The following is a 25,685-nucleotide window of genomic DNA, read 5'->3' on the forward strand; positions in this document are numbered from 1 at the left end:
TTTGGCTCCTAGATACGGTCACGAACTAATTTGTCCAGGTTGAAGCAATCCCGGCGGCTTTGTTGATGGCTTAAAGGTTCTTTTCCTTTGGTTTTTTGCTTGTCTTTGAACCAGGTGGTTCCGGCTGCCTGTTGTGAAGAACAATTCAGGAATCCATCTGAACAGGAGTCTAACCAGTTTTGTGTCACTTCAAGCGCTACCTGATTTTGATAGCCTGCGCAGTAGCTGTCTCCATCCCATATTGCAGAATCAACATCACTGCCAACTACAGCCTCAAAAATTGTGGGCAATGCAGGGCGACCTGATGTACCAGATAAATAGTTGGCGTTGTAATAGGCCATCCAGCCTTCCTGTTGTTGTCTTACGGCGTCAGATTTATAGCCCAACAGCCAGCCTAATGTTGATTCAAAAACATTGCCGTTCATTACCGCGTCAGCTAATGGCGTTCCGCCACTGGAAGGAGCCAGTGCGATTACGCGACTGGTTTTGTTAATGATGTTCGGGTAGCGGCTGTCCCAGGTGGGGTTACTTAAAATCCAGCGCATGACATTACCGCCATTAGAATGAGTAACCACCTTAAGGTCGGTTATCTGGTTTTGGTTGATAAATTGGGTTAAGGCATTGGCCAGACAACCCGCTGCGGCGGAGTCCCACATGTACTTGTCAAAGTTACAGTTGATAACCAGAACCAGCGCAGGATTGGGCAAGCCCTGACGCACTGAGTTCACGAAATCGCCGGTCCAGTAATCGTTGTAGGCATCCGACGGATTCCCCGTACCATGCACTAAAGCCAGGCCAGTATTAGCCGAAACCGGCGACGAGAGGTAGAGGAGTAGGGTCATTAAAGTAAATGTTATTTTTTTCATTTTATGTTCCTGTTTTTTGTTTAACAGTCTGAAGTCGCAAACCCGATTTATTGTTTTATGGTCTGGTATGACTTCCGACCAGTGCAGGTTATAGAGATTATAAAATGAACTCGCAAGGAATTTAGGGGGCTTATGGAAAATCAATATAAGGGTAATTATATTGACCGCTTATGGTTATATTATTTTCAATTAACAATTTTGTTACATTTGCGGGCGGGTTGTGGAAGTGATCCGACTTCTACAGCTCTGATCAGCAGTAATTGGGGCAATTTGTCATCCTGTTGCAATCGCGACTGTTATAGAGTGGGGAGGCACACACAATAACTTCAGGCTTCGGGGACACATCATTATGAAAGTTGCAGACCGCATACCCAGAAATGGGAAAACCAATTACACCCATGAAATGGCTAAAAACAGGCGAGATTTTTTAACTGAAAAAACCGGTGAATCATTAGAGCACACTGGCCAGTTTAGTATTGATCCCGCTTGCCTGCCGGGCAACATTGAAAACTTCATCGGCGTTGTGCAAATGCCATTAGGTGTGGCAGGCCCAATCACCATTAATGGTGAATACGCTCAAGGGGATTTCTATGTACCTCTGGCAACTACTGAAGGGACTTTGGTAGCCAGCTATAGTCGTGGTATGCGGGTAATCAGTGAGTCCGGTGGATGTAAAACCACGGTGGTTGAGCAGTATATGCAGCGAGCGCCGGCGTTCATTTTTAATGATGCTCAGGAAGCCCGTGACTTTGGTGATTGGGTAAAGTTACATTTTGACAGTATTAAAGAGGTGGCGGAATCTACCACCAGTATTGGTAAATTGGTGAATATTCAACAATGGTCGGTGGCAAAAATGCGTTATTTGCGCTTTAACTACACCACTGGTGATGCCGCAGGTCAGAATATGGTAGGTAAAGCCACATTGGCTGCATGCGAATGGATTGTCCACAATTACCCGATGTCTACCCGATATCTGTTATCGGGAAATATGGATACTGACAAAAAACATTCCCACCTCAATATGTTGGGCTCCCGCGGCAAGCGAGTGATTGCAGAAGTAGTAATAAAGCGGGATATTTTAATGCGCTATATGCACACGGATACTGTGGCCATGGCACGCGCTTGTGTGATGGCGAATACCGGAGCAATGATGGCCGGTGCTGCCTATAATGGCCCACATTCAGCCAATGGCATTGCCTCGTTGTTTATTGCCACCGGACAGGATGAGGCCAATGTAGTGGAATCTCACGCCGGTATTTTGTCTCACGAGTTACTGGATAATGGTGATCTCTATCTGGCAGTCACATTGCCTTCTCTGATTTGCGCTACCTATGGCGGTGGTACAGGATTACCTACTCAAAAAGAGTGCTTAAATTTGTTGGGTTGTTATGGCAAAGGCAAGGCCAATAAATTTGCAGAGATTGTTGCAGCAACCGTGCTGGCGGGGGATATTTCCTTAGGCTGTGCCGTAATCGCCGGTGACTGGGTTACCAGCCACGACAAATACGGACGCAATCGCGATTAGTTCTGTCCGGGTGCCTCAAACTGTACAGCCAGAGGCACCTGGCAGACATCCAGCACGGCAGGTGGTTTCTCAAAAAAGAACGGATGACTGCGATGTTTGCGCGCCGCCAATTTACTTTCAAATTGCTCTCCGTGGGTCTTTTCTACTCTGATAACGGGACGTTTATTGGCGGGCAATTCGCTCACCAGCGTTGTTGCAATAATTTTCGAAGGTGCTTGCTTGTTGGGAAATAAGCCGTCTTCACCTATGACACCGCGCTGAATACGCTGAACTACATCCATTCCATAAACCACCCGACCAAAGATGGTCATTATTCTGTCCAGGTACCTGGGGGCCTGACCGATTGTGATATAAAAGTCGGTAGTGGCTGAGTCGGCTTCATTACCCCTTGCCATTGCAACCACTCCAGGGCAGTGAGCTAACCAAAACTCTGACTGAGTGTCGTTAAGGGCAATGGCAAAGCCCTGGCTAAAAGCGGTAAATGCGGCGAATAAATCCCGTTCTTGCACCAGACTATATTCTAAGTTTTTAGTGCTGTGTTTGGCTTCCAGTTTTAAAGGCGCATAGGACTGCTCACCTTTGCCACCAGGGCCAGCCTGCGCCACAAAGCCATCAATAACGCGATAAAATTCCGTGTTATCATAGGCTTGCTTACTGTGTAAGGCCAAAAATCTGGCAACGTGATTTGGGGCCATTTCTGGAGCCAGTTCGATATATATTTCACCCACTTCGGTTGTCATGAGCACTAAATGCTCATCAGGGATCTTAACGAACTCCTGAGCTTTAGCATAAAAAGATAAGCTGCAAAGTAAGAGGCTGAAAACCAATAACTGCAAGGTTCGAAAGGTCATTTGTTGTTCCTTTTTTTGTATTTGCGCCTGGGGCCACAAATTTTTTTTCCTACACTATACTTATACCTGAATTTACTGAGAAGGCATATTTCGTTAGCAAGCTACGCTTTTGAAGCCGGATAATTTTAAGCTTCTGTTAATGTGCGTAGTGCTAAAGTTTTTACACTGTTTGCAATCGGAGGTTGTGATTATGATCGGTACTACACCTACGTTAAAAGACCTGTTTTGTCAGTTAGGCCTGGATGCCAGTGATGAAGGTATGGATTACTTTATCTATCAAAATAAAGGCCTGCCTGACGACGTGCATATTGAACAAGCTGACTTTTGGACGGATTCGCAAAGGGCATTTATCAAAGCTGAGTTAGAAGACGATGCTGAGTGGTGCGAAGTGATAGATCAGCTCAATGCTATGCTGCACTGACATTGACTGTAAGCTGACTTAACGCAGTACATTGCTGATTCAGCGAAAATCAGATGCGTATCACCGGGTTTGCAATTAAATTAAAAGCTGGCCTTTAACCGGATCTGGCAATGACAAATGGAAAAATGACAGACAGGCGTCAGTTTATCGCTGGCACCGGGGCGCTTTTCGCGGCCAATGCGCTGTTTACTCCGCTGGTGAATTCGCAACCATCTGCGAAGTTAAATACAGGGACGATACCCAGCTCAGGTGAAAAGGTGCCCGCCTTAGGTATGGGCACCTGGATTACATTTAATGTTGGTAACAACAAGGTCTTGCGAGATGCACGCGCCGCAGTCTTAAAAGCATTTTTCGATTCGGGTGGAACATTTATTGACTCTTCGCCCATGTACGGTTCAGCCGAACAGGTACTGGGTTATGCACTAAAGCAAAATTCAGGTTTCACACCCTTTACCGCCACAAAAACCTGGACCAGCTCAGCAGATGAGGCTCGGGAACAGTTGAGTGATTCTCTGGCATATTGGCAACAATTTCGTTTTGATTTATTGCAGATTCACAATTTGGTGGGTTGGCGATATCACTTGCCCTGGTTACGTGAATTAAAGCAGCAGGGCATTATTCGCTATTTGGGAATTACCACTTCACATGGCAGGCGACATGACGAAGTGGAGAGGATCCTGAAGACGGAGCCGGTAGATTTTGTGCAGCTAACCTACAACCTGATAGATACAGAAGCAGAACAGCGATTAATCCCGTTGGCTCAGGAAAAAGGCGTTGCTGTTATTTGCAACAGACCTTTTCAGGGAGGGCGTTTGCCACGGCACGCTGAAGGAGCGGCGGTTCCGGAATGGGCGACAGAATTAGGCTGCAGTAACTGGTCGCAGTTGCTACTTAAATTTGTATTGGCCACACCAGGAGTCACTTTGGCGATCCCTGCTACCAGTCAGGTAATTCATATGCAGGAAAATATGCAGGCGCTGTATGGCGAACTGCCGGATAAAAAGGTTCAACAGGCCATTAAAAACGCGTTTAGAGCAATTTAGCATGGATGTGTGGTGGACTTATTCGCTGCAGGATTTTCTGCTCTTCTCAAAACAAACCTGGCTGGTATTGTTTGCAGATTTTAGCGGCAATTGGTGGTTTATGGCGGCTATTTTGTTGCCGTTGCAATTGTTGCTTTTTAATCGTGCTCTGAATGACAAACTTTCCGATTGGTTAAAGTTAATCTGTAATTTGGCAACTTATCTTTCATGTGCTGTTTATTACTGGATTTTCTACCTTCAAATCAATCAATATGCCCGCTATTTTGCCGCACTAATTCTATTGCAAATGCTGGTAAATCTGTTGCTTGATGTAAGGGCTTTTAATAAACAACAGCACACCTGGTCTTTGTTTACCAATCCACAAAACAACAGGTTTGCATTTGTGCTTGCCGGTTGTGGGTCACTGGTACTGGCAATCAGTATAGTGTTATTGAGCGTCTATAACTCACCATCAGTATGGCTATTGCCCGGGCTTCATCCATCTGTGAGTTTGGGCCTGTTGTTGCTAGCCTGGAAGGTTCATGGACGATATCCAGTGTGGTTAGCATTGCTGCCAATTACGATAATCACTGCTGAGGTTGCCACCTTGTATGCCCTTGACGTGGCATTCTGGTGGGGAATGTTGCTACCACTTTGTTTTTTCTGCGCGCCCAGATTAAAACGCGCGGAGTTTTAACCATCAAGGTTCGCTGACGGTTTCGTAACTGGCAGACCAGTCCAGCGCTTCCTGATAAATGGCAGGTAGTGCTTTTTCTTCAATTTGTACCACGTTGGCGTATCGCTGAGTATTGTACCAACTGCCACTTTCATAAGCTTTGATAAGCTGCATAATGTGAAACAGCTTATTTTTATAACCCAGTAACGCCTCTTTAATTTCGTCCATTAGCGGTAAAGATAAGACGATGTCTTCCATGGATTTGTTGAGTATCACATCAATAAGCGAAAACAAGCCTAATAAAAATCCCGAATCGGTACTTCCTGCTTTGGTGCGCCCCGTGATGATTTCACACATTCTGGCCCTAACTACTGACATTCTCACCAGTTCCGCGGGTTTTTCCTGAGCAATATGCGCTGTAGCTATCAATGCGATAAATTTGCGCGCTTCTTCTTCTCCCAGATAGATCAAGGCTTGTTTAATTGAGCCCACTTGTTCCTGAAGTTGAAACAAGCTGGAGTTGATGAATTTCAGTAATTTATAGGTTAGCGAAACATCCAGTTCAAAATGCTCGGTTAAACGATCGAAACTGAATTGTGGCCTTAGTACCTCTGAAAGAATCGCCACCACAACACTATAATTGGTCTTGATATCTTTACCGCTCACCATTTCAGGTTTGCAGAAAAAGTAGCCCTGAAAAAACTCAAAGCCCATGGCGCTACACTGTTCAAATTCTTGCTGAGTTTCCACTTTTTCAGCTAAAAATTTGATTTTTTTGTGCTTTTTCAGCACTTTTAGCTGCTGTTCAATTTGTTCACAGCTCAGCGTTTGCAGATCAATTTTAATAAGTCGAATATATTTTAAGAAACGATCCCAGGCTGGGTCGTAACTAAAATCATCAAGCGCCAGTCGGTAGCCTTTTTCAGCTAGTTCCTGACAGGCGAAAAGTAATTCATCGGTGGGTTCGGCATCCTCTAAAATCTCAATGATCAATTCTTCCGGCGCTACCAGTGCGGGTAACTGTTCGATAATGCCGTCACTGCAAAAGTTAATAAGTGCTTTTTTACCAGAGGTAATATGGGCAAAACCACAGTTTAAATGATGGTTTAAAATCAGGCGGGAAGTGGCTGTTTTTGACTCGACACCAGCGGGGTAAGCGTTCTCGCTACCTTCGCGAAACAATAATTCATAAGCGACTGTTTGCTTGTTTTGATTTAGCACCGCCTGGCGGGCTACATAAATGTCCATAAGTTATCTGGTCGTTTGATTTAAGCTGATATTAGCTGACCGTGCCAAGTATTTTAACCCATTAACTCATCTTGCAGGTTCAAGTGTCGAAATATCCAGCAACAGGTTCTTGTCTCAGAGAATAATGTGGCACAAGCGAGTGGCTGATACCAGCATAAACCCCAAAACCTACGACTAATTTACTATACCTAACCCGGCTAATCGGAGAAATTGCAGAATTTTGCTAATAAATCGCTGTAATCTAAGAAAAATAGGGCATTACACTAGCCCCTTTCCTGGGGTTTCGTGTAGAATTCCGCCTTCATCATTTTCCTTAAATTTTAAGCATTCGGGGAGTTTATGGATCTCGAAGCCATAGTAAAGAAGGCGCAGGCTGAAATCGCGTCTTGCGACAGTGTGAATGCACTAGACGAAATCCGTGTTAGTTACATGGGTAAAAAAGGCGAATTAACTTCGCTCTTAAAAGGGCTGGGGCAGGTTGCACCTGAAGATCGTCCGGCAATGGGGCAGCGCATTAACGAGGCTAAACAGCAAGTTCAGCAAGCCATTCACGCACGTGGAGAAGCGCTAAAAGAAGCAGAGCTTAATGCCAAATTGGCCAGTGAATCTATCGATGTCACACTGCCGGGTAAGAAGACCGAGCTGGGCGGGTTGCATCCGGTTTCCCGCACCATAAAGCGTATTGAGCGATTCTTCGGTGATTTGGGCTTCGAAGTCAAATCCGGACCGGAAGTGGAAGATGGCTTTCACAATTTTGATGCCCTGAACATTCCCGCACATCACCCGGCAAGAGCTGATCACGATACCTTTTATTTTAATCCCGATGTGATGTTGCGCACCCAAACTTCTGGTGTACAAATCAGAACCATGGAAACTGAACAGCCACCGCTGCGAATAATTTCTCCAGGTCGTGTTTATCGCAACGATTATGACCAGACGCATACGCCAATGTTTCATCAGGTTGAAGGCCTGATGGTAGACAAAAATGTCAATTTTGCTGAGTTAAAAGGCATATTGCATGACTTTTTGCGCAACTTTTTTGAGCAAGATCTACAGGTGCGTTTTAGACCTTCTTACTTTCCCTTTACAGAACCATCAGCAGAAGTTGATGTGATGGGTGAAAATGGTAAATGGCTGGAAGTGCTGGGCTGCGGCATGGTGCACCCAAACGTGTTAAAAGCGGTGAATATTGATCCTGAAGAATACACTGGGTTTGCTTTTGGCATGGGCGTTGAGCGATTGACAATGTTGCGCTATGGCGTTACCGATTTACGCGCGTTCTTCGAGAACGACTTGCGCTTCCTGAAACAATTTAAGTAATAAGTATCAGCATGAAATTCAGTGAAAAATGGTTAAGAGACTGGGTTAACCCAGCAATTTCAACAGATGAGTTGGTGGCGCAGATTACCATGGCCGGTCTGGAAGTAGACGGTGTCGATGCTGTAGCCGGCGAGTTCAGCGGTGTTGTGGTTGGAGAAGTGGTTGAATGCGGACAACATCCGGATGCCGATAAACTGCGAGTAACCAAAGTTAATGTCGGCGCTGATGAACTATTGGATATCGTTTGTGGTGCGCCCAATTGTCGTCAGGGCCTGAAAGTCGCAGTGGCAACGGTCGGTGCGGTATTACCGGGCAACTTTAAAATTAAAAAAGCTAAATTACGTGGTCAGCCGTCATTTGGTATGTTGTGCTCATTTTCCGAGTTGCAAATCTCAGATGATCACGATGGCATTATTGAACTTCCAGCTGATGCGCCGATTGGCCAGGATATTCGCGAATACCTGAGCCTGGATGATGTCTCTATCGAAGTAGATTTAACGCCTAATCGCTCTGATTGTTTGGGTATTCGAGGTTTGGCCAGAGAAGTCGGTGTGTTAAATAACGCCGATGTCAGCGAAGTGGAAGTGCCAGCGGTTGCGCCAACAATCGATGATAGCAGAAGCATCGTGTTGGAAGCGCCTGAGGCCTGTCCTCGTTATTTAGGACGGGTGATTAAAGGTATCAATCTCGATGCACAGTCACCTGTATGGCTTACAGAACGCCTGCGTCGTAGTGGGGTTCGTGCCATTGACCCTGTGGTTGATGTTACCAATTATGTGTTACTGGAATTGGGTCACCCAATGCACGCCTTTGATTTGGCTAAACTGGACGGTGGCATCAAAGTTCGCTTTGCTCAGCAGGACGAAAAATTAACACTGTTAGATGGCAATGAAGTGGCGTTGCAAAGCAATACCTTAGTCATTGCAGATGAACACAAGCCACTAGCCATGGCCGGTATTTTTGGTGGATTGGATTCAGGTGTTTCTGAAGGTTCGGTGGATATCTTCCTGGAAAGTGCCTTTTTTGCACCTTTAGCCATTGCTGGTAAAGCCCGTCAATACGGTTTGCATACTGATGCATCACACCGTTACGAGCGGGGCGTAGATCCTCAATTGCAAAAAACAGCCATGGAACGTGCTACCCAATTGTTGTTAGACATTGTTGGTGGGGAAGCTGGTCCGGTGGTAGAAGCCGTTGCAGAAGAACACATTCCTGCAGCTAAAAATGTACGATTGCGCCAGTCGCGTTTAACCCGGGTATTAGGCATTGATATTCCGGCGGCTCAGGTGACCGAGTTGCTGCAACGCTCTGGTTTTAATACCACCTTCAGCGACGATACCTGGCAGTGTCTTGTTCCTGCATATCGCTTCGATATTTCAATTGAAGAAGACTTAATCGAAGAAGTGGCCAGAATATATGGCTACAACAATATTCCCAATGTTGCGCCTGTGGCAGCCTTGTCTATGCCTGAGCATCAGGAAAGTGCTTTGAACATCAACCTGTTCAAAGACGTGCTTGTGGCCAATGATTACCAGGAAGCTATCACTTATTCGTTTGTAGATCCCAAAGCACAGGGACTGTTATTTGCTGATGCTGAAAGCTTAATATTACCGCACCCCATTTCGGCTGATATGTCGGCGATGCGCTTAAGCTTGTTGCCAGGCTTGTTAAAATCAGTGAGCTACAATCAAAATCGCCAGCAAAATCGAATTCGTTTGTTCGAAACCGGCTTGCGCTTTGTTCCGGACGACAGCTTCAAAGTTGGTGTCCGTCAGGAGAATATGATTGCCGGTGTAATTGCGGGTGATAAAGCGCCAGAATATTGGAATGAAAACAGCCAGAAAGTCGATTTCTTTGATATTAAAGGCGATGTGGAGCGTTTATTGGCATTAACCGGTAATGCCGGTGAGTATCAGTTTAAAAAGGCAGAACACAGTGCCATGCATCCCGGCCAAACTGCTGCGATCTATCGCGCAGAGCAACTAGTCGGTTATGTGGGAGCTTTGCATCCGAAGTTTGAAAAGCCTCTGGCGTTAAACGGCAGAACCTTCGTTTTTGAGCTGCTTTTATCGCATTTGAGTGAGGCTAAATTACCTAAGGCACAACCTTTGTCCAGATTTCCGGCAAACCGTCGAGATATTGCAATTATCGTAGATGAAGCAATAAATGCCACAGAAGTCTTGCAAGTCATTGAAAAATTTGGCACAAATCTACTGGTTGGCCTAAACTTGTTTGACGTATACCGTGGTGACAATATCGGTGAAGGTAAAAAGAGCCTTGCATTGTCCCTGACACTTCAAGATGTTGAAAGAACGCTTGAAGAAAGTGAAATCCAAAATATAGTTAATGGTGTAGTAGAAAAACTCACTGAAGAATTTAGTGCATCTTTGAGGGAATAACCTATGGCTCTGACCAAAGCAGATATGGCAGAACACCTGTTTGAAAAACTGGGTCTTAATAAGCGAGACGCCAAAGACCTGGTGGAACATTTCTTTGAAGAAATGCGTGAAGCCCTGGAAGCAGGTGAACAGGTAAAATTATCCGGTTTTGGAAATTTTGACTTGCGGGAAAAAAATGAACGTCCCGGAAGAAATCCTAAAACCGGGGAAGACATTCCAATTAAAGCCCGTCGCGTGGTCACATTTAGGCCTGGTCAGAAGCTTAAGAGCAGAGTCGAAGGGTCTAAACCCGCCGATCTCTGAGCTGCGATAACTACATTCATATTAAAAAAGCCTCTTTTGAGGCTTTTTTGTTTTTAAAAACAAAAATCTCTATTGTCTAAAAACGCCAAACATTCGGGCCCGTTTAACTGTTTCCCTGGCCCCGTCTGTGGCGTACTGGCTGTTAACTTTAGCATTGTCATTGGCAATAGAGGCACGACGCTGTATCTGTAATTGGTTACTTGCGGAATCTGTGCTGACGGTGGCCCCGCGTTTTTGCATCTCATTTTGCATCAGGGTGACGGCGCGCTGTTTTTGCGCCATATTGACATTATTGGTGTTGTCTCCGGGGAGCATTTTCTGAGAACTGAGACTGTGAGGGATCATGTGATCGCCATTGCCTCCTTTGTAATCCTGAAACATTCTGTTTTTGTCAGTGGGGCTAAGAATAGCCCGCATAATTTGCGGTTGAACCTGGCCGTTTAATACACGATCAATTTGGTTTTCGGTAGAGTTGTAGTTTTCCATAACGCGAGCTTTGTTCATTTCCGTGGATATCTTGGCGTAATATCCCGCCTGGTCCTTATCGGTAGTAACAAAGGTATGGCCCTGAGCTCGGTTTTGGTCGCCAATCGCTGCAGACATGCCCGGTCCACCCTGTGAAAGTAATACCAATCAGTAATAATATGTGATCTACTCAGTGGGAATTGAAACGCATTTATTCGCTACATCCTTGTAGCTCACCTGCTTCGCAGGCCAGCTAAAGCTGTTCTATGCTGTTCCATACAGCATTTGGTAGGCAAGGCAGATGTTTGCAGGTCTAGTGGGGCTAAATCAAAAACATCTAAAGCAGCATAAATGCGTTTCAAACCCATCTTCGACGTTGCTCATAGCCATGATCTCTTTGTTACCAACAAGGATGTTGGTAAGGGGCGAGAGCAGGATGCGATAAGCTTTGCGCGAGACTCGAAAGACCACCAGTATTACTTCACTCGCGCGTCGCGACCTCATGGCTATGAGACTAACGCTGAGCGATCACATATTATTACTGATTGGTATAAGCCTTTTGCTGATTGATTCTGTTTTGACCGTCTGAATGCACGCCATGATAAACCCTGAGGGCGTTATAGGATTGGTTTGCAACCTTAGCAACATGAGCCTGACGGGATTGGTTGGCTTTATTGTCCAGAATTTGTCTGTTGGGGCCATTTATCATCTTAGCTTTGGCATCTCTACGGGGATCCTGCGTTGGTGGAGCAAGATTGCGTCCGTAATTTCCATGATTCATAATCATACCTCCGTTTTTGCTTGGTAAATAAAGTAACCGTAAAATGTGCAGGTAGAATGGAAGGTTAAAAAATTTCCGTGATGGTTTATGAAGCTATTCCCATTTAGAATGAACGGTATCAATCAGGCTCAATTATTGACTTGCTGAGAGGTGCGGGAAATATGCAGGTTTCAATTCGGGAAGGCTCAGCTAAAGATGTGGCCGCGCTACAAAAATTGGTCCCTGAATTTAGCAAAACACACAGTGAATCTTCGATATCAGAACGGCTTAAAGACCGTATCAGCCTTATTCTGATCGCTTCAGTTAATGGTACTGACGTTGCTTTTAAAGTGGGCTACCAGGTGTCAGACAAAGAATTCTACAGTTGGATTGGCGCTGTTTTACCGAAATTTAGGAAGTTCGGGGTTGCACGGGCGTTGCTCAATTATCAGGAGTGCTGGGTTAAAAATTATAGAGGGCTTAACCTGATCAGTGTTAAATCCATGAATCAGTTTCCTGCTATGCTGAACTTACTGATAAATAATGGCTATCAGATTCGTGGTTATGAGGACAATGGCGACATTACAAGCAGTAAGGTTTTATTTATTAAACAGCTTCAATAACCGGACAAGCACATGCATAAACTTATAGAAAAATGGTTTCAATGTTGGAACTCTGGTGAAATCGACGATTTACCTATAGCGGATGATTTCATCCATACCAGTCCATTTGGCATCATAGAGTCAAAACCACGTTACATGGAAATCGTGAACAAAAACAGGCAGGACTTTTTAGGCAACAAACTCACTGTCATCAAGCACATTTGTCAGGGTAACCAGGCTTGCGTGCAATTTGAGCAGCACAATAGTAATACCGGCCTGCAAATGACGGTGTGTGAGTGGTATGAGCTGGAAGGTGATGTTATCAAGAGTATTCGCTCTTTCTATAATGTCGGGAATGCAGTAATTCAGGGCTGATGGGCGCAAAGGCAAATTATGATAGTCACTTTAGAACATATTAATCAGGATATAGCTCAACAAATACGGGATGTATTTCAGGCATCTTATCAGATAGAAGCCAAACTGGTTCAGGCACAAGACTTTCCGCCGCTAAAGCGCACCGTTGAACAGATCACGCAATCAAAAAATCGTTTTTTTGGCGCTCAGGAAGGTAAGCAGCTGGCTGGTGTGATTGAGGTCGGACTCATTGCCAATAGGCTGGAGATCCACAGTTTGGTAGTGGCTCCGGAGCATTTTAGAAAAGGTATTGCCGGGCAACTGCTGAAATATGTATTTAGCCTGGGCAATTTCGAAAAGGCCTTGGTAGAGACCGCCAGTAAAAATGAACCTGCTATCCTGTTATATGAAAAACACGGGTTTAAAGAAATCAAACGCTGGACGCCTGAGCACGGTATAGAAAAGGTTGCTATGCTCAAGGCCTGATGTTGATCTCTGATTTCAAAATAGACGTAATACGGGCAGGAGGAAAATATGATAAAGATAGGAACCAGTGCCTGCGTGGTAGGTGATAAGGTAAGGTTTGATGGTGGTCATAAGCGCTCTGCCTTTGTAGCCAGCCATATTGTGACACATTACGAATTGGTAAAGTTTTGCCCTGAAGTGGGCATTGGAATGCCGGTGCCGAGACCCGCCATTCAGTTGCGTGAAATTGAAGGTCAAATTCGCCTGGTTGATTCAAAAACCGGAGAAAGCGATTACAGTGAACCCATGTCAGAGTATTTTTCCCGCCAGCTTGATCGTTTAAAAGGTCTCGATGGTTATATATTGGCGGCAAAGTCACCGAGTTGTGGCATGGAGCGTATAAAGATTCATAACCAGGATGGCAAGCTATTGCATCGCGATGGCGTGGGTATGTTTGCTGCGGCGCTGAAACACGCATTTCCAGATCTACCAGTGGAAGAAGATGGGAGACTTAATGATCAGGGTTTGAGAGAAAGCTTTTTTACTCGTGTAGAGGCATACGCCCAGTTCAGAAAATTGGTGTTGGAAAATCTGCAACCTGCTTCTCTGATTGAGTTTCACACCCGCTATAAATATTTGTTGCTGGCCTATAACCCCAAAATTTACTACGAGCTTGGGCCTGTGGTAGCCAATTGTAGTGAGGATATTGAAGACGCCGCAACGCAATACCGCAGTAAATTTATGTTGGCGCTGTCTAAACCCACTACCCGGAAAAAGCATACCAATGTATTAATGCACCTGCAGGGGTTTTTCAAACAAGAGCTAGATGGTAAATACAAAGCCGAATTGACCGAGGAAATAAAAAAATACCATCGGGGTTATGTGCCGCTATTAGCGCCTTTAACCCTGATTAATCATTATTTACGGGAATTTCCCAACGAGTTTTTGCAAAAGCAAGCCTACCTGAATCCGTATCCACTAGAGTTGGGATTGATGGCATAAAAAAAAGCGCTTCTTAAAAGCGCTTTTTTGTAATCTTCGCGTCATCTGAAATTTATCGGGGCAGGGTAGAGCCCGGATGTTCTTTGTCTAACTTTTCGTTCCAGAACGCTTTTACAGAAAACCCTGATTTATCAGCTTTGGCTTTTTTAGGTGCCGCTGCTTTAGGAGCTTTTTCTGCCTTTTTGGCTTCCTTCTTGGGCTCAGCTTTTTTCGGAGCGGCTTTTGGCGCTTCTTCTGCTTTACCACCGGCCAATTCGTCGGCCATTTCGTCTAACTGTGCCAGGCGCATATTTTTGCCGCCATCGACACTGTACCATCCACCCTTGGCTTCAATTTCCGGCGCTTTGCCGTTTGCAGCTGTATAGGCTTCTGTGAATTTAGCAATTACCTGATCTTTATCCAATTTACTCATATTAATCTTAACTATTTTGTTTTTAATACTTGAATGCGAAAATACAGCCAGTTGTTATACAGTGTTTTATAGCTAAAGTCTAATTTTCATACTGAATAGCAAATTTGGGTACAAAAAACCGGGGAAATTTCATGAAAAATACGGAACTGTTGAGTTGGCTAAATAGCCAAATGCAGCCACATTTGATTAAGGATTATTGTCCTAATGGCTTGCAAGTAGAGGGCAAGTCTGAAGTTAATAATATCATTACCGGGGTCACTGCTTGTCAGGCATTGATTGACGCTGCGATTGAACACAGTGCAGATGCCCTGTTAGTACATCATGGATTTTTCTGGAAGAGCGAAAATCCTGCCATCGTAGGCATTAAATACCAGCGCATTAAGGCACTCATCGATAATGGCATTAATTTATATGCTTACCATTTACCTTTAGATGTGCACCCTGAGTTTGGCAATAATAGTCAGTTGGGCAAGCTGCTGGGGCTTAAAGATATTCATGCGATAGAGGGCATTAAGCCCGAAGGTGTGGTAATGCGCGGCACCTGCGACCCAGATAGCAGTGTTACAGACTTTACCAGAAATGCCGAGCAGGCGTTAGGCAGAACACCGCTTGTTGTGGGAAATACTAAACGCAAAATCAATCAGGTGGCTTGGTGTACCGGAGGCGGTCAGAGTTTTATTGAGCAGGCAGCTGAATATGGCGTTGATTTATTTATCTCTGGTGAAATCTCGGAGCAAACTACCCACATTGCTCGCGAGTTGGGGATAGTTTATATGTCAGCAGGGCATCATGCTACAGAGCGCTATGGCGCTAAAGCGCTGGGAGAGCGCATTGCTCGTGAGTTGGCATTGGAGGTCACCTTTGTCGATATTGATAATCCGGTTTAAACCGAAAAGTAGCCAACTTAACTGGTGATTTTCTGCCACAGTTGCCCTAAAAACTCATAGGTGGCGGTTTCGGTTTTTTGCAGGAAATGGGCATCTGGCAGGTTTTCGCGCAAATGTCTTTCTCCTTCTTGCCGATGCAAATGTCCGGTAGGGGCTGGAATGGGCGAAAGGCCCTGTTGTTGAAAGAACTTAAGGGCGCGGGGCATGTGACTGGCAGAAGTCACCAAAGCAAACTTTTTGTTGTTTAAAGTCGGTGCCATGGTTTGCGCTTCCTCTTGGGTATCTTTAGGGGAAGAATAGGTAGATATACGGTGTTCACTGATCCCCAGCGCCATTGCTAATTCTTTATTGGTTTCAGCGTTGCTCAGTGGTTGACTGCCATTGTAACCACTGAATAAGAGGCGTGCGCCTGGGTTTAGTCGTGCTATTCTGACGCCTTCGGTAACGCGATAAAGGGAGCAGCTATTAATTTGGGCTGTGATAGGAACGCGCCGGTCATTGACATGGCCGCAACCCAGAACTACGACAAAATCTATCGCTTGCGAGTCATCAAATTGTGGGATATCGCCTTCAATGTGTTTAATCAGATAATCAGAAGCTGGAGGCGTCGAAATGGCTATCAATAACAGTATGCTGAACGATTGTAACCAGATTGCGGCTTTATGGCGGCCTTTAAACATTAACCAAAGTACGATAAGTAAAATGAAAACCAGAACAGGAAGTGGCTGCAACAAAGCTCCCAGCCATTTTTTTAAAGTAAAACCCAGCATAGTTGTCTAATCAATGTCCGAAAAGAATGAAAATAATAAAGCGCCTGATAGTCAGAATGATACCAGCTTTGACCGAATTGCCAGCAAGTTTGACAAGAATATTTATGGTACCACTAAAGGGCAATTACGACATGAAATGCTGCTGCATAATTTAGAGTTTCTGTGGCCTCTTTTACCACAAAAGGCCAGTGCGTTGGATGCCGGAGGTGGTACCGGAGAGTTTACCAAAGAGCTGTTGTCCCGCAACATGCAGGTTACACTGAACGATATTTCTCAGGATACCCTGGATGTGGCCAGTAAAAAATTGAACGGGGGAGACAGTCTGACACTGCGTCATGGTGCTATTCAGGATATTGACGACACTCAGCGTTTCGATTTTATTGCTTGTCACGCGGTGTTTGAGTGGTTGCAGGAACCCAAAGAGGTGCTGGCTAAACTGTTAAACCTGCTACAGCCTAATGGTTATTTGTCGCTGAGCTTCTTCAATCAAAACGCCAACTTGTTTAGCAATATTTTGTACGGTAATTTTGACCTGATAAAGAACGGTATGAAGCAGAAGAACCGTCTCAGGCTGGCTAATCATCGACCACTGCTACCCGCAACCGTGCTGGGCTGGCTGGCAGAATTACCTTGTGAAGTTATGCAAAAATCGGGTATTCGCTGCTTTCATGATTATCTTAAGGACAAGCAGCAACAATCGTTAAATTACGAACAGATTAAGGAGCTGGAGTTGGCCCATTGTCAGCAGGAACCCTTTCTCTGGTTAGGCAAGTATTTCCATATCGTGATAAGAAAGAACTAAATTGTGCTTGCAACTGTACGTGGAATTTCTTTTAATCTGCGTACTCGATTTTACGCCTGCCAGATTTCCATTCACGGATTTCTTCTTGCGTATATCAGAAGAGGAGCGTTGGCCAGATAGTTCAACAGGGGTAGTCTGTTTACCTTTGCTGTTAGAATGACGGGGACCATCGCCGAGAACTTATTGCAATCAGACGGCAGTGGGTTTGGTTATTGGAGGTGAAACTCTGTAACTGTCACTCCTTGGGCGGAGTGTTGGGCTTCTGGTATTGAAACGTTTTTTAAAACGTTCCTGCCAGTGTTTTATTGCAATTAATTCATTCGGAAAAAATTTATTATGACAGGACTGATCGTCGCGAAGTTTGGGGGCACCAGTGTCGCCGATTTTGACGCCATGTCTCGCTGCGCCAATATTGTGGCCAGCAATCAGGATATCAAAGTAGTCGTGGTAAGCGCCTCATCAGGCGTTACCAATTATTTAGTGCGACTGGCCAAAGGCAATATGCCCACGAACGAACGCGATGCTATTTTAGCGCACATTGCGGACATCGAGTTTTCTATTCTTAAAAAAATGGGTAACAAACCGGAATTGGCCCAGGCGTTGGAGCATCTGCTCAACGAACTTTCTGCTATTGCAAAAGAGTCAGAGCTAGCCAATTCTGCAGAGTTACAAGATGAGTTACTGTCTTTTGGTGAGCGCATGTCTTCGCTGTTGTTTGCCGAAATCCTGCGGGAACAAAAAGTTCATGCGGTAAACTTTGACGTGCGCCAGGTCATTAAAACCGATTCGTCTTTTGGCAAGGCAACACCGGATATCGAACAAATTAAACATCAGGCGGAAACGCTGATATTACCTGAGTTACCTCATAGCGTTTTTGTAACTCAAGGGTTTATTGGCTCTGATGAATTAGGCAAAACCACTACCTTGGGACGCGGTGGCAGTGATTACAGTGCGGCATTATTGGCTGAATCCGTGCAGGCTTCAGCATTACAGATCTGGACGGATGTAAATGGCATCTACACCACCGACCCGCGTTTAACGGCAAAGGCTCGTCCCATTCCTGAAATCAGCTTTGATGAAGCGGCGGAAATGGCCACTTTTGGGGCAAAGATACTGCATCCGGCCACATTGATACCAGCCATGCGCTCCAATATCAGAGTATTTGTGGGTTCCAGCCGTGAACCTGAAGCAGGTGGTACCTGGGTGGCCTGGCAAACAGAGCACAAACCGGCTTACCGGGCGATCGCTTTGCGTAAAGAACAGGTATTGTTGACTTTGAAAAGCCCGGCTATGTTGCATGCCACCGGCTTTCTGGCTGAAGTTTTCACCTTGCTGGCTAAACACAGGATCAGTGTTGATTTGATAACCACATCTGAAATCAGTGTAGCTTTGACCCTGGATGAGCCTACCAATGGTAATTCACGTAAAATTACTGACTCTTTACTGTCCGAGTTGCGGGAAATCGGTGAAGTCGAGATCGAAGAGGATTTATCTTTGATTGCGGTAATTGGTAACCATTTGCAGGCCACCAGAGGAGTAGGCGGTAATGTGCTGTCAGCGTTGGAAAAATATAACTTGCGCATGATCTGTCATGGTGCCAGTGCGCACAATCTGTGTTTTCTGGTGAAAAGCGATGATGGTCCAGGGATTGTAGAGCACCTGCACCAATGTTTGTTTGACAACTAAACCGGCAGCGCAGACTGAACTCAATCTGGCGCTATCATTACCCGGTTATCAGGGTTGATAGTGCCACTTTGATAATCTAACAGGTTATTGATGGTGGTCATGGCTATTTCTGTCAGGGCTTCTTCGGTAAAAAATCCCTGATGACCGGTGATCACCACATTAGGGAAGGTCAGTAGTCGCTGGAAAACATCATCCTGGATAATCTCACTGGAAAGATCTTTAAAAAATAACTCAGATTCCATCTCATAAACATCCAGTGCTAACCCACCTAATTTTTTGGATTTGAGTGCCTCTATAACTTCTTGGGTGGCCACCAGGCCACCGCGTGAGGTGTTGATCAGGATGACACCGTGCTTCATTTGCTGAATAGCTGTGTGGTCAATAAGGTGGTGGGTTTCTGGGGTTAAAGGGCAATGCAAACTGATTATGTCGGCGTTTTGCAGTAAGCTGGCTAAAGAAACGTAACGTCCACCAGATTGGATAACAACTTCAGACTGGATTGGATCGTAGCAAATAACGTCGCAGCCAAAACCGGAAAGAATACGCACTACTGCCAGTCCAATCTTCCCTGTACCTATAATACCTATGGTTTTACCGTGGAGATTGAAGCCCATCAAGCCTTGTAATGAAAAGTTATTTTCTTTAACCCGGTTGTAGGCTTTATGGGTCTTGCGGTTTAGAGTTAACAACAGCGCCAGCGTGTGCTCTGCGACAGATTCAGGCGAATAGGCGGGCACTCTGGTCACGGTTATTCCCAGCGCTTCAGCCTGATTAATGTCGACATTGTTAAAGCCTGCACAGCGCAGGCTGACGTGGCGAATACCGAAGCCTTTTAGGGCACAAAGAACCGGCTCTGACAAGTCATCGTTAACAAAGCAATTTACCGCATCAAACCCTTCGCACAAGGCCTGGGTGTCAGGACCGAGTGCCGTTTCATAAAAGGTGAAATCAAGGGCGGTATCGGCCGCGTATTTACTTAAAAATAAATTGTCGTAGGGTTTAGCACTGAATACCGCCACCTTCACTTGATAAGCCTCTTGTATTTCCTGAAATTAAGCTTTAATCGCTGCTTCGATATCAGACTTAATACTTTCAGGTTTGGTATTGGGGGCGTAGCGTTTGACAGGCTGGCCATCTTTGCCGATTAAAAACTTGGTGAAGTTCCATTTGATACTTTTACTGCCCATTAAACCCGGCGCTTCAGATTTCAGATAATCGAAGATTGGCGCGGCGTTTTTGCCGTTGACTTCCAGCTTCTTAAACAACGGGAATTTAACGCCAAAATTCATGCTACAGAATTGTTCAATTTGTTGATCATCGCCAGGCTCCTGGTGACCGAACTGATCACAGGGAAAAGCCAATACTTCAAAGTCCTCCCGACTAAACTCATTATACAGGGCCTGAAGGCCATCATATTGCGGAGTAAACCCGCATTTACTGGCTGTATTAACAATCAGTAATACCTTTCCCTGATATTGTGCCAGGTTGATGTCTTCACCTTTATTATTTTTTACTGTGAACTGGTAAATGCTATCTGCCACGAAAGGCTCCTTGAGGTTGTATTTTGATTAAGCATAGCGCTTTTATAAATTATCTGCAGCGTAAATTTTTCCGCTTGAATTGCAGGTCTGATATAACGCAGAATGCGTCCACTAAAGAAAATTACAATATTTAGGTTGGTAAAAATGATGAATGTAGCCTTTTTAGGGTTGGGCGTTATGGGGTATCCGATGGCCGGGCACCTGAGCAAAGCGGGTTTTCAGGTTACCGTGTACAATCGCACTCAGAGCAAAGCACAAAGCTGGTGCCGGGAGTTTAACGGATCGATGGCAGAAACCCCCAGAGAGGCTGCAAAAGGCGCAGACATCGTCTGCATTTGTGTGGGCAACGATGACGATTTACGTCAGGTTGTCAGAGGCGATAATGGCGTTTTTGCTGGAATTCAGGAAAAAGCCATTGTCATTGATCACACCACGACATCGGCTGAAGTCGCCACTGAGATGGCTGAATTACTGGCAAAAAAACAAGTGAGCTTTTTAGATGCGCCTGTATCAGGAGGCCAGGCAGGGGCCGAAAACGGTAAACTGACCGTGATGCTGGGGGGCGAAGAATCCGAGTATCGCAAAATTACCGGAGTTTTAGGCGCTTACTCGCAATATCATCGACTTTTGGGAACGGTCGGTGCCGGGCAAAAAGCCAAAATGATGAATCAAATTTGCATTGCCGGTGTGGTACAAGGCTTAGCTGAAGCGCTGGCTTTTGGACAAAATGCCGGGATGGATTGTGAAGCTGTAGTAGATGTTATTTCTCGCGGCGCAGCGCAATCCTGGCAAATGCAAAACCGCCATAAAACCATGTTACAAGACCAATATGAGTTTGGCTTTGCCATCGACTGGATGCGCAAGGACTTAGGTATAGCATTACAGGAAGCGTCTCGTAATGGCAGTAGTTTACCTCTTACCGCTTTGGTGGATCAGTTTTACGCTGATGTACAGAAAATGGGCGGCGGCCGTTGGGATACCTCAGCGTTGTTGAAGCGCTTTACCAGATAATCTGAAATCGGATAGGGGTACTAAAAAGCGGTGCTCAGCACCGCTTTCGCTGAGCTGTAGTGGCTCAAACTCGAATGGGTAACATAGATATAGCATGACACCAAATCAGAAACTCCAGCTAATATGTTCGGTGGAGCGGGAGGCTAGATACCTCCGGCTACTCAATTATGCGATTTTCGCAACTTGCTCAGCAATATCTTCAGCAAGTGGCAGGTTGATAAAAAGGTTGCTGGGGAACAAGTAATCTTCTCCTGATTCGTCAATAACTCTGAGAAAGTTCTTTTTCTCGGCATCAGGATCAGACACAACCTCATAGATCTTTCGTGGCTCCAATGAAGCCTGGTAATCAGTGTTGTCTACACAAATAACAAAATTATGCATAAGTAACCTATAGGAATTGTTTGATTTTAAACTCAAATTTTCCAATACCCGTGGCCTCATACCAATGAAGTTCGGCTTTGAAAAGTTCACCATTGGACAGCTTAACTCTTGCTATCCCTTATCTCTTTCTCCATTTTCCTCTTCCGTAAAGTTTTTGCAATCTTTGTAGCTCACGAATTCCGGTTCCTTGTGCGAAAGTTTTAATTTGTTCTATAGGTTTTATTATTTCAAACGTCAATCATGTACTCCACAGATTTAAAGAGAAGTAGCCAAGCTTTTGCGTCCTTTGTTGAGGCGTTTGTTAGGCTTCAACTTCTTCGGACTCTTTCTCTTGAACCTGCTCATTTTCAATCAAGTATCTTGATTTGAATGTGTCACATGTAATTGTGTCATTAAATTTTATTTTAAGCAGTTCAAGCGCATCATTTTCAGATTCTTGAATGAACTCGAGCACTTTAGTTTTAAGCAACTTAAACCCAGAGAACTTACTCTCAACAACTTCACTTGAACGCCAAGCCCCGTTACTTGCCGCATCAATAATTTCACAAGTTAGCTCAAGGCATTCTGAACCAGAGAACAACTCAGTTACTTTTTTCTCAATATCGAAAAACCTGTCTATGAATGAATTTGCCGTATCAAAACTGTAAGAACCAGCTTTTTCTTTAAGTTTAGATACTAAACGTTTCTTAAGTTCATGATCATTAACAGCAAATTCAATAACACCCGGTCTAAAGGGGAGTTTATCAACGATTGTTTCTAGGTGATTTGAATAATGCTCGTTAACATATTCAAATCCGAGTGTTTCTATACAGCGCTTCAAAACAACAGAGGGGTGTGTCAACTTTGTAGATATTTCCCCGAATTTCATTTCTTCTAGTCCGCTGTTTAGAAGTGCATCAAATCGAGTTTTATGAACCCCCTCTAACTCTTTAATAAACGCAGGGTTAGAGGATATTATGCTTAAACATTTATGTCCTGTTTGATCTCCATCCAGTCCCTTCTCTAGTACATTTTTTACAAGTAGCTTGTTAATGACATCATCGTTTATACAAGCTAATCCGTCTAAAAAATAAGAAGCATTTTTACTTACAATACCTTCGTTATCTTTAAATGCAGCGAATGTTTTAATGATTAGATATGGGTATACTTCTGGATGTAACTGTTTGATTTCATGAGAAACCACCTTTTCAGTATCACTTATAATAGAAGATATGAAAAAGTTTTGATTACTAAATCTCAAGATGATTTCATCAACTGCATGTTTAGTTTCGAGTTTTTCTTTCGAAAGAAATTTATCGACAACTTCGAAAAATATGTATCTAGCCTCTTCAGCGGAGGGGTGGTGGCCTGATGGGTGCGCTGATTTGTTTCTTCTGTCTCTAATTAAGTCGATTGTAATTCTGTCAAGTTCAGATATTAAATTCTTAGAAGCCAATTGTTCCAAAAGATAATTCTCAAATACGTCTTGCGATTTTTTTCTTTTTTCTACCTCAATAAAGATTGCTTTAGCGTCTGAGTTAACATCACGCATAGCTCCCAACTTTTCAGTTAAGTCATCAAATAGTGAAATGTAACTCATAACGATGCACCCCCTATACGCACCAGCGAAATAGCAACTCATGGCTTCTTTCATGAAATCTTTTATTAGTGGGTTTTTTATTTTTGCGACTAAATCTTCAAAGTCAGTCATTTGTGCCATAGTTGATTTCTCTCCTTGAAGCCTAACAATTAATATCGACCCAATGTGTCGTTTTTCTATCGAACGAACGGGTCGTTTTCATTCTTTTATAAATTGATAACAAATTTACCCAGACAATACTAGCAAGGGCCTGCAATAAATTTATTCATTGAGTGGCTTTTCGACCGAAACGACCCGTTGGCTGGTTTTCCTGACTATAGGAGAAAGTTGTAAATAACTGATTATTAAATAGTATTTATTATTGGAGGGAGCAACCTTTTATTCAGCTTATTTACAGATGCACGATAGGCTGCTTCACGGTATTTGCGGTTGGACAGACTACATGAGTTTCGAGCTGCTTCGTAACTGTAGCGGTTTAAGAATACTGTGATTATTGGTAATCGCCAGACAGCCAACGCACATTGGCTGTCTGTCAGATTAAATGACATTCTGGATTTGAAGAACTGCAGATGACATTAAGGCTTACTCTCCGGGAACCTAATTTAACGGGTAACCGGATCGTAAAGCCATTGATGGCCTTCATACTTAATGCGAGCGCGGGGATATTCTCTGTCTGCTTTCCATGAACGATTGTTAAGTCGCACAACCACGCCCGGATATATCTTATTTTTGGCTTCCAGACCGATAACACCAACGTAATTATCCTTGGCCTTTTTAACCTCTGATATTTTTTGTTGTAGCCATTCCAGCGTCTTTTTCTCGTTATTAAAAAGGTGAATCGCTTCGTTAACTTTATCAGCCAGCTGACGTGGTATTTTTTTACTTTTGATAAATTTAATTTTGTCTTCGTGGCTTTTGTTGTTTTGTTGCAATTGCAGCCATAACTCATCTAACTGGTCTTTTTTCTCCATTAGTTGGTTAAAGCCGCCACTGAAGTCAATAGATAGGGAACTGCCCGACACCGCGCCCAATGTACCGGCACAAATCTTACCAAAACATTCAATTTTACAGGCAAACAGGTTGCCGTTAGGGTTGTTGATAGGGCCAGCGGTAACTGTGCCTCGGCAGTTTATTTTGCTGTAAGCCAGTTGCCGTCCAACAGTGACATTGCCATTACAGCGTATTTCCAGGCCCTGACCATGCGCAACGTGTACGCTGCCACCTGCTTCTAAAATGGTACTGTAATCATCAGATGCTTCCTGATGCTTGCCGGTAGCCCCTTCGGTAATAATGATGTCGCCACCTGCCTGAATAAAAGCCGATTCAACAAAGCCATTAATGGTGATATCTCCGGTGGCGATGATCTGCATTTTTTCCGTTACATCGCCATTAACCAGCACGGCTCCATCATAATTGACGTTACCGGTACCGACATTTACCCCTTTACAGATAAAGGTATCATCCACCCACATGCGGTCCTGTTTAAACTTCGGCATGCCGTTGATTTCGGCTAGCAGTAAATTTTCATCATCCGGGCTAAACTCTGTACCTGAGCCCGGCTTAAAGCTCACCCAGGAACCTGCTGCAGGCTCCAGAGGGGTGCCGGTAACTGTGTATCCTTTTCTTCCTTCAGTTGGCGGAGCTCTGCGGGCAACAGGGGTACCTGCTTTTACACAGATGATGTCACCCAGGTCGCGCATATCTACGCGGCCATCTTTTTCTTTGGGTTTGAGGATCCGTTCAAGGGCATTATCCACCAATGCCTTAACTCTGGAGTTTTTGCCATTTTTGGCCGGTAAACCTTTAGCGACAACCTCATCCAGCACCGTGCCGGGAGGGGAGTTTCTGGCCAGATCGGCCATTTCTACCAGCTTTTTCTTACTTAAGCCTCGTACTATGCTTAATTTTTTAGCCTGGTTTTGTAATGTTTGAACTGTGGCCTGTTTGCCCGCCCAGGCCGAGGTGATGATCAGGTTTGCCCGCATTTCATCATCCGAAAGGCGAAAATTGACCTGTGCATCTCGTCTTTCACCTATGCGTTCCGTGATGGGATCAGCGGTGTCTACCCGTTGGGCGTTTTTAAAGGTGGCAACAGCAGCAGCGATAGCTTCTTCAAAGATATAGAATCTGTTGTATTCGCTATTCTTGACGAATGCCAATATCGACTTTTCCTCCAGGCGACCTTCTATTTCCGATGGCATAATCATCAGATCCAGATATTCGTCGGTGGGATCGATTTCTAAATAAATTCCATTCATTTGTTGTACCGCTGTGCTTTTTATAATTTTAGTGTGACGTTTGAGACGTTCTCAGCCATCAAATATTACCAACATATCG

General features: G+C 44.5%; 27 protein-coding genes and 1 riboswitch. Of the genes, 15 read left to right on the forward strand and 12 right to left on the reverse strand.

The window, feature by feature from the left end:
• Window positions 1-8: 8 nt before the first annotated feature.
• Window positions 9-866: a hypothetical protein gene (locus ACXAD8_RS01930; protein ID WP_475224319.1), complete on the reverse strand. Its 858-nt coding sequence runs from the start codon at window positions 864-866 to the stop codon at window positions 9-11.
• A 349-nt stretch (window positions 867-1,215) separates the two neighbouring features.
• Between ACXAD8_RS01930 and ACXAD8_RS01935 the strand changes: the two genes are divergently transcribed.
• Window positions 1,216-2,391: a hydroxymethylglutaryl-CoA reductase gene (locus ACXAD8_RS01935; RefSeq protein ID WP_475224320.1), complete on the forward strand. Its 1,176-nt coding sequence runs from the start codon at window positions 1,216-1,218 to the stop codon at window positions 2,389-2,391.
• Here ACXAD8_RS01935 and ACXAD8_RS01940 read toward each other — a convergent pair.
• On the reverse strand, window positions 2,388-3,242 hold the full coding sequence (locus tag ACXAD8_RS01940; RefSeq protein WP_475224321.1) for a peptidylprolyl isomerase: 855 nt from the start codon (window positions 3,240-3,242) through the stop codon (window positions 2,388-2,390). The two genes, ACXAD8_RS01935 and ACXAD8_RS01940, sit on opposite strands and share 4 nt — an antisense overlap.
• Before the next feature lie 190 nt (window positions 3,243-3,432).
• Here ACXAD8_RS01940 and ACXAD8_RS01945 point away from each other — a divergent pair, with 190 nt between their 5' ends.
• The 3 genes from ACXAD8_RS01945 (at window position 3,433) to ACXAD8_RS01955 (ending at window position 5,382) form a co-directional block, all read left to right on the forward strand.
• Window positions 3,433-3,663, forward strand: coding sequence for a DUF2789 domain-containing protein (locus ACXAD8_RS01945; RefSeq protein WP_475224322.1), 231 nt, complete (start codon window positions 3,433-3,435; stop codon window positions 3,661-3,663).
• Between the two features lie 110 nt (window positions 3,664-3,773).
• Complete coding sequence (locus tag ACXAD8_RS01950; RefSeq protein WP_475224324.1) at window positions 3,774-4,706, forward strand: aldo/keto reductase; 933 nt, start codon at window positions 3,774-3,776, stop codon at window positions 4,704-4,706.
• 1 nt (window position 4,707) lies between these two features.
• Window positions 4,708-5,382, forward strand: a complete 675-nt coding sequence (locus ACXAD8_RS01955) for a hypothetical protein (protein WP_475224325.1) — start codon at window positions 4,708-4,710, stop codon at window positions 5,380-5,382.
• A gap of 3 nt (window positions 5,383-5,385) precedes the next feature.
• Here the strand turns inward: ACXAD8_RS01955 and ACXAD8_RS01960 are convergent, their stop codons facing one another.
• Window positions 5,386-6,609, reverse strand: coding sequence for an EAL and HDOD domain-containing protein (locus tag ACXAD8_RS01960; RefSeq protein ID WP_475224327.1), 1,224 nt, complete (start codon window positions 6,607-6,609; stop codon window positions 5,386-5,388).
• A gap of 339 nt (window positions 6,610-6,948) precedes the next feature.
• Here ACXAD8_RS01960 and pheS point away from each other — a divergent pair, with 339 nt between their 5' ends.
• Genes pheS through ihfA form a run of 3 tightly spaced genes read left to right on the forward strand, consistent with a single transcriptional unit; the run spans window position 6,949 to window position 10,631 of the window.
• A complete protein-coding gene (gene pheS, locus ACXAD8_RS01965; protein WP_475224329.1) occupies window positions 6,949-7,929 on the forward strand; it encodes a phenylalanine--tRNA ligase subunit alpha in 981 nt (326 codons plus the stop codon).
• A gap of 11 nt (window positions 7,930-7,940) precedes the next feature.
• Window positions 7,941-10,328, forward strand: a complete 2,388-nt coding sequence (pheT, locus tag ACXAD8_RS01970; RefSeq protein WP_475224330.1) for a phenylalanine--tRNA ligase subunit beta — start codon at window positions 7,941-7,943, stop codon at window positions 10,326-10,328.
• A 3-nt stretch (window positions 10,329-10,331) separates the two neighbouring features.
• Complete coding sequence (ihfA, locus tag ACXAD8_RS01975; protein WP_229527639.1) at window positions 10,332-10,631, forward strand: integration host factor subunit alpha; 300 nt, start codon at window positions 10,332-10,334, stop codon at window positions 10,629-10,631.
• A 69-nt stretch (window positions 10,632-10,700) separates the two neighbouring features.
• On the opposite strand, the gene ACXAD8_RS01980 is transcribed toward ihfA, so the two are convergent.
• Window positions 10,701-11,234 (reverse strand): hypothetical protein, encoded by a 534-nt coding sequence (locus tag ACXAD8_RS01980; protein WP_475224332.1) that lies wholly within the window; start codon window positions 11,232-11,234, stop codon window positions 10,701-10,703.
• A 400-nt stretch (window positions 11,235-11,634) separates the two neighbouring features.
• Window positions 11,635-11,877: a hypothetical protein gene (locus ACXAD8_RS01985; RefSeq protein ID WP_475224334.1), complete on the reverse strand. Its 243-nt coding sequence runs from the start codon at window positions 11,875-11,877 to the stop codon at window positions 11,635-11,637.
• A gap of 161 nt (window positions 11,878-12,038) precedes the next feature.
• Between ACXAD8_RS01985 and ACXAD8_RS01990 the strand changes: the two genes are divergently transcribed.
• The 4 genes from ACXAD8_RS01990 to ACXAD8_RS02005 are packed head-to-tail and all read left to right on the forward strand — an operon-like array spanning window position 12,039 to window position 14,279.
• The gene (locus tag ACXAD8_RS01990; protein WP_475224335.1) at window positions 12,039-12,479 is read left to right on the forward strand and encodes a GNAT family N-acetyltransferase; all 441 of its coding nucleotides are present in this window, start codon (window positions 12,039-12,041) and stop codon (window positions 12,477-12,479) included.
• A 12-nt stretch (window positions 12,480-12,491) separates the two neighbouring features.
• Window positions 12,492-12,833 carry a nuclear transport factor 2 family protein gene (locus tag ACXAD8_RS01995; RefSeq protein ID WP_475224336.1) on the forward strand — a complete coding sequence of 114 codons (342 nt, stop codon included), beginning with the start codon at window positions 12,492-12,494 and terminating at the stop codon, window positions 12,831-12,833.
• Window positions 12,834-12,851: 18 nt separating this feature from the next.
• The gene (locus ACXAD8_RS02000; RefSeq protein ID WP_475224337.1) at window positions 12,852-13,298 is read left to right on the forward strand and encodes a GNAT family N-acetyltransferase; all 447 of its coding nucleotides are present in this window, start codon (window positions 12,852-12,854) and stop codon (window positions 13,296-13,298) included.
• 48 nt (window positions 13,299-13,346) lie between these two features.
• A complete protein-coding gene (locus ACXAD8_RS02005; protein WP_475224339.1) occupies window positions 13,347-14,279 on the forward strand; it encodes a YbgA family protein in 933 nt (310 codons plus the stop codon).
• Between the two features lie 52 nt (window positions 14,280-14,331).
• Here ACXAD8_RS02005 and ACXAD8_RS02010 read toward each other — a convergent pair whose 3' ends face one another.
• Window positions 14,332-14,691 (reverse strand): hypothetical protein, encoded by a 360-nt coding sequence (locus ACXAD8_RS02010; RefSeq protein ID WP_229527634.1) that lies wholly within the window; start codon window positions 14,689-14,691, stop codon window positions 14,332-14,334.
• A 131-nt stretch (window positions 14,692-14,822) separates the two neighbouring features.
• Here ACXAD8_RS02010 and ACXAD8_RS02015 point away from each other — a divergent pair, with 131 nt between their 5' ends.
• Window positions 14,823-15,578, forward strand: coding sequence for a Nif3-like dinuclear metal center hexameric protein (locus ACXAD8_RS02015; protein ID WP_475224341.1), 756 nt, complete (start codon window positions 14,823-14,825; stop codon window positions 15,576-15,578).
• Between the two features lie 17 nt (window positions 15,579-15,595).
• On the opposite strand, the gene elyC is transcribed toward ACXAD8_RS02015, so the two are convergent.
• On the reverse strand, window positions 15,596-16,348 hold the full coding sequence (gene elyC / locus ACXAD8_RS02020; RefSeq protein WP_475224342.1) for an envelope biogenesis factor ElyC: 753 nt from the start codon (window positions 16,346-16,348) through the stop codon (window positions 15,596-15,598).
• Between the two features lie 13 nt (window positions 16,349-16,361).
• On the opposite strand from elyC, the gene ACXAD8_RS02025 reads away from it, so the two are divergent.
• Entirely contained in the window at window positions 16,362-17,150 is a 789-nt protein-coding gene (locus ACXAD8_RS02025; protein ID WP_475224343.1) for a methyltransferase domain-containing protein, read from the forward strand.
• Between the two features lie 90 nt (window positions 17,151-17,240).
• Window positions 17,241-17,420: riboswitch (Lysine riboswitch) on the forward strand.
• A gap of 66 nt (window positions 17,421-17,486) precedes the next feature.
• Window positions 17,487-18,836 (forward strand): lysine-sensitive aspartokinase 3, encoded by a 1,350-nt coding sequence (lysC, locus tag ACXAD8_RS02030; protein WP_475224344.1) that lies wholly within the window; start codon window positions 17,487-17,489, stop codon window positions 18,834-18,836.
• Between the two features lie 20 nt (window positions 18,837-18,856).
• Here the strand turns inward: lysC and ACXAD8_RS02035 are convergent, their stop codons facing one another.
• Both ACXAD8_RS02035 and ACXAD8_RS02040 read right to left on the reverse strand, forming a co-directional pair.
• Entirely contained in the window at window positions 18,857-19,861 is a 1,005-nt protein-coding gene (locus ACXAD8_RS02035) for a 2-hydroxyacid dehydrogenase (RefSeq protein ID WP_475224346.1), read from the reverse strand.
• A gap of 27 nt (window positions 19,862-19,888) precedes the next feature.
• The gene (locus ACXAD8_RS02040; RefSeq protein WP_475224348.1) at window positions 19,889-20,377 is read right to left on the reverse strand and encodes a glutathione peroxidase; all 489 of its coding nucleotides are present in this window, start codon (window positions 20,375-20,377) and stop codon (window positions 19,889-19,891) included.
• A 102-nt stretch (window positions 20,378-20,479) separates the two neighbouring features.
• Between ACXAD8_RS02040 and ACXAD8_RS02045 the strand changes: the two genes are divergently transcribed.
• Entirely contained in the window at window positions 20,480-21,388 is a 909-nt protein-coding gene (locus ACXAD8_RS02045; RefSeq protein ID WP_475224349.1) for an NAD(P)-dependent oxidoreductase, read from the forward strand.
• Window positions 21,389-21,553: 165 nt separating this feature from the next.
• On the opposite strand, the gene ACXAD8_RS02050 is transcribed toward ACXAD8_RS02045, so the two are convergent.
• The 3 genes from ACXAD8_RS02050 to ACXAD8_RS02060 form a co-directional block, all read right to left on the reverse strand.
• Window positions 21,554-21,769, reverse strand: a complete 216-nt coding sequence (locus ACXAD8_RS02050; protein WP_475224351.1) for a hypothetical protein — start codon at window positions 21,767-21,769, stop codon at window positions 21,554-21,556.
• 301 nt (window positions 21,770-22,070) lie between these two features.
• Window positions 22,071-23,468: a hypothetical protein gene (locus tag ACXAD8_RS02055; RefSeq protein ID WP_475224353.1), complete on the reverse strand. Its 1,398-nt coding sequence runs from the start codon at window positions 23,466-23,468 to the stop codon at window positions 22,071-22,073.
• Between the two features lie 482 nt (window positions 23,469-23,950).
• Window positions 23,951-25,606: a DUF342 domain-containing protein gene (locus ACXAD8_RS02060; protein ID WP_475224355.1), complete on the reverse strand. Its 1,656-nt coding sequence runs from the start codon at window positions 25,604-25,606 to the stop codon at window positions 23,951-23,953.
• Window positions 25,607-25,685 lie beyond the last annotated feature (79 nt).

The sequence above is a fragment of the Planctobacterium sp. AWH2_060 genome, assembly GCF_056158425.1.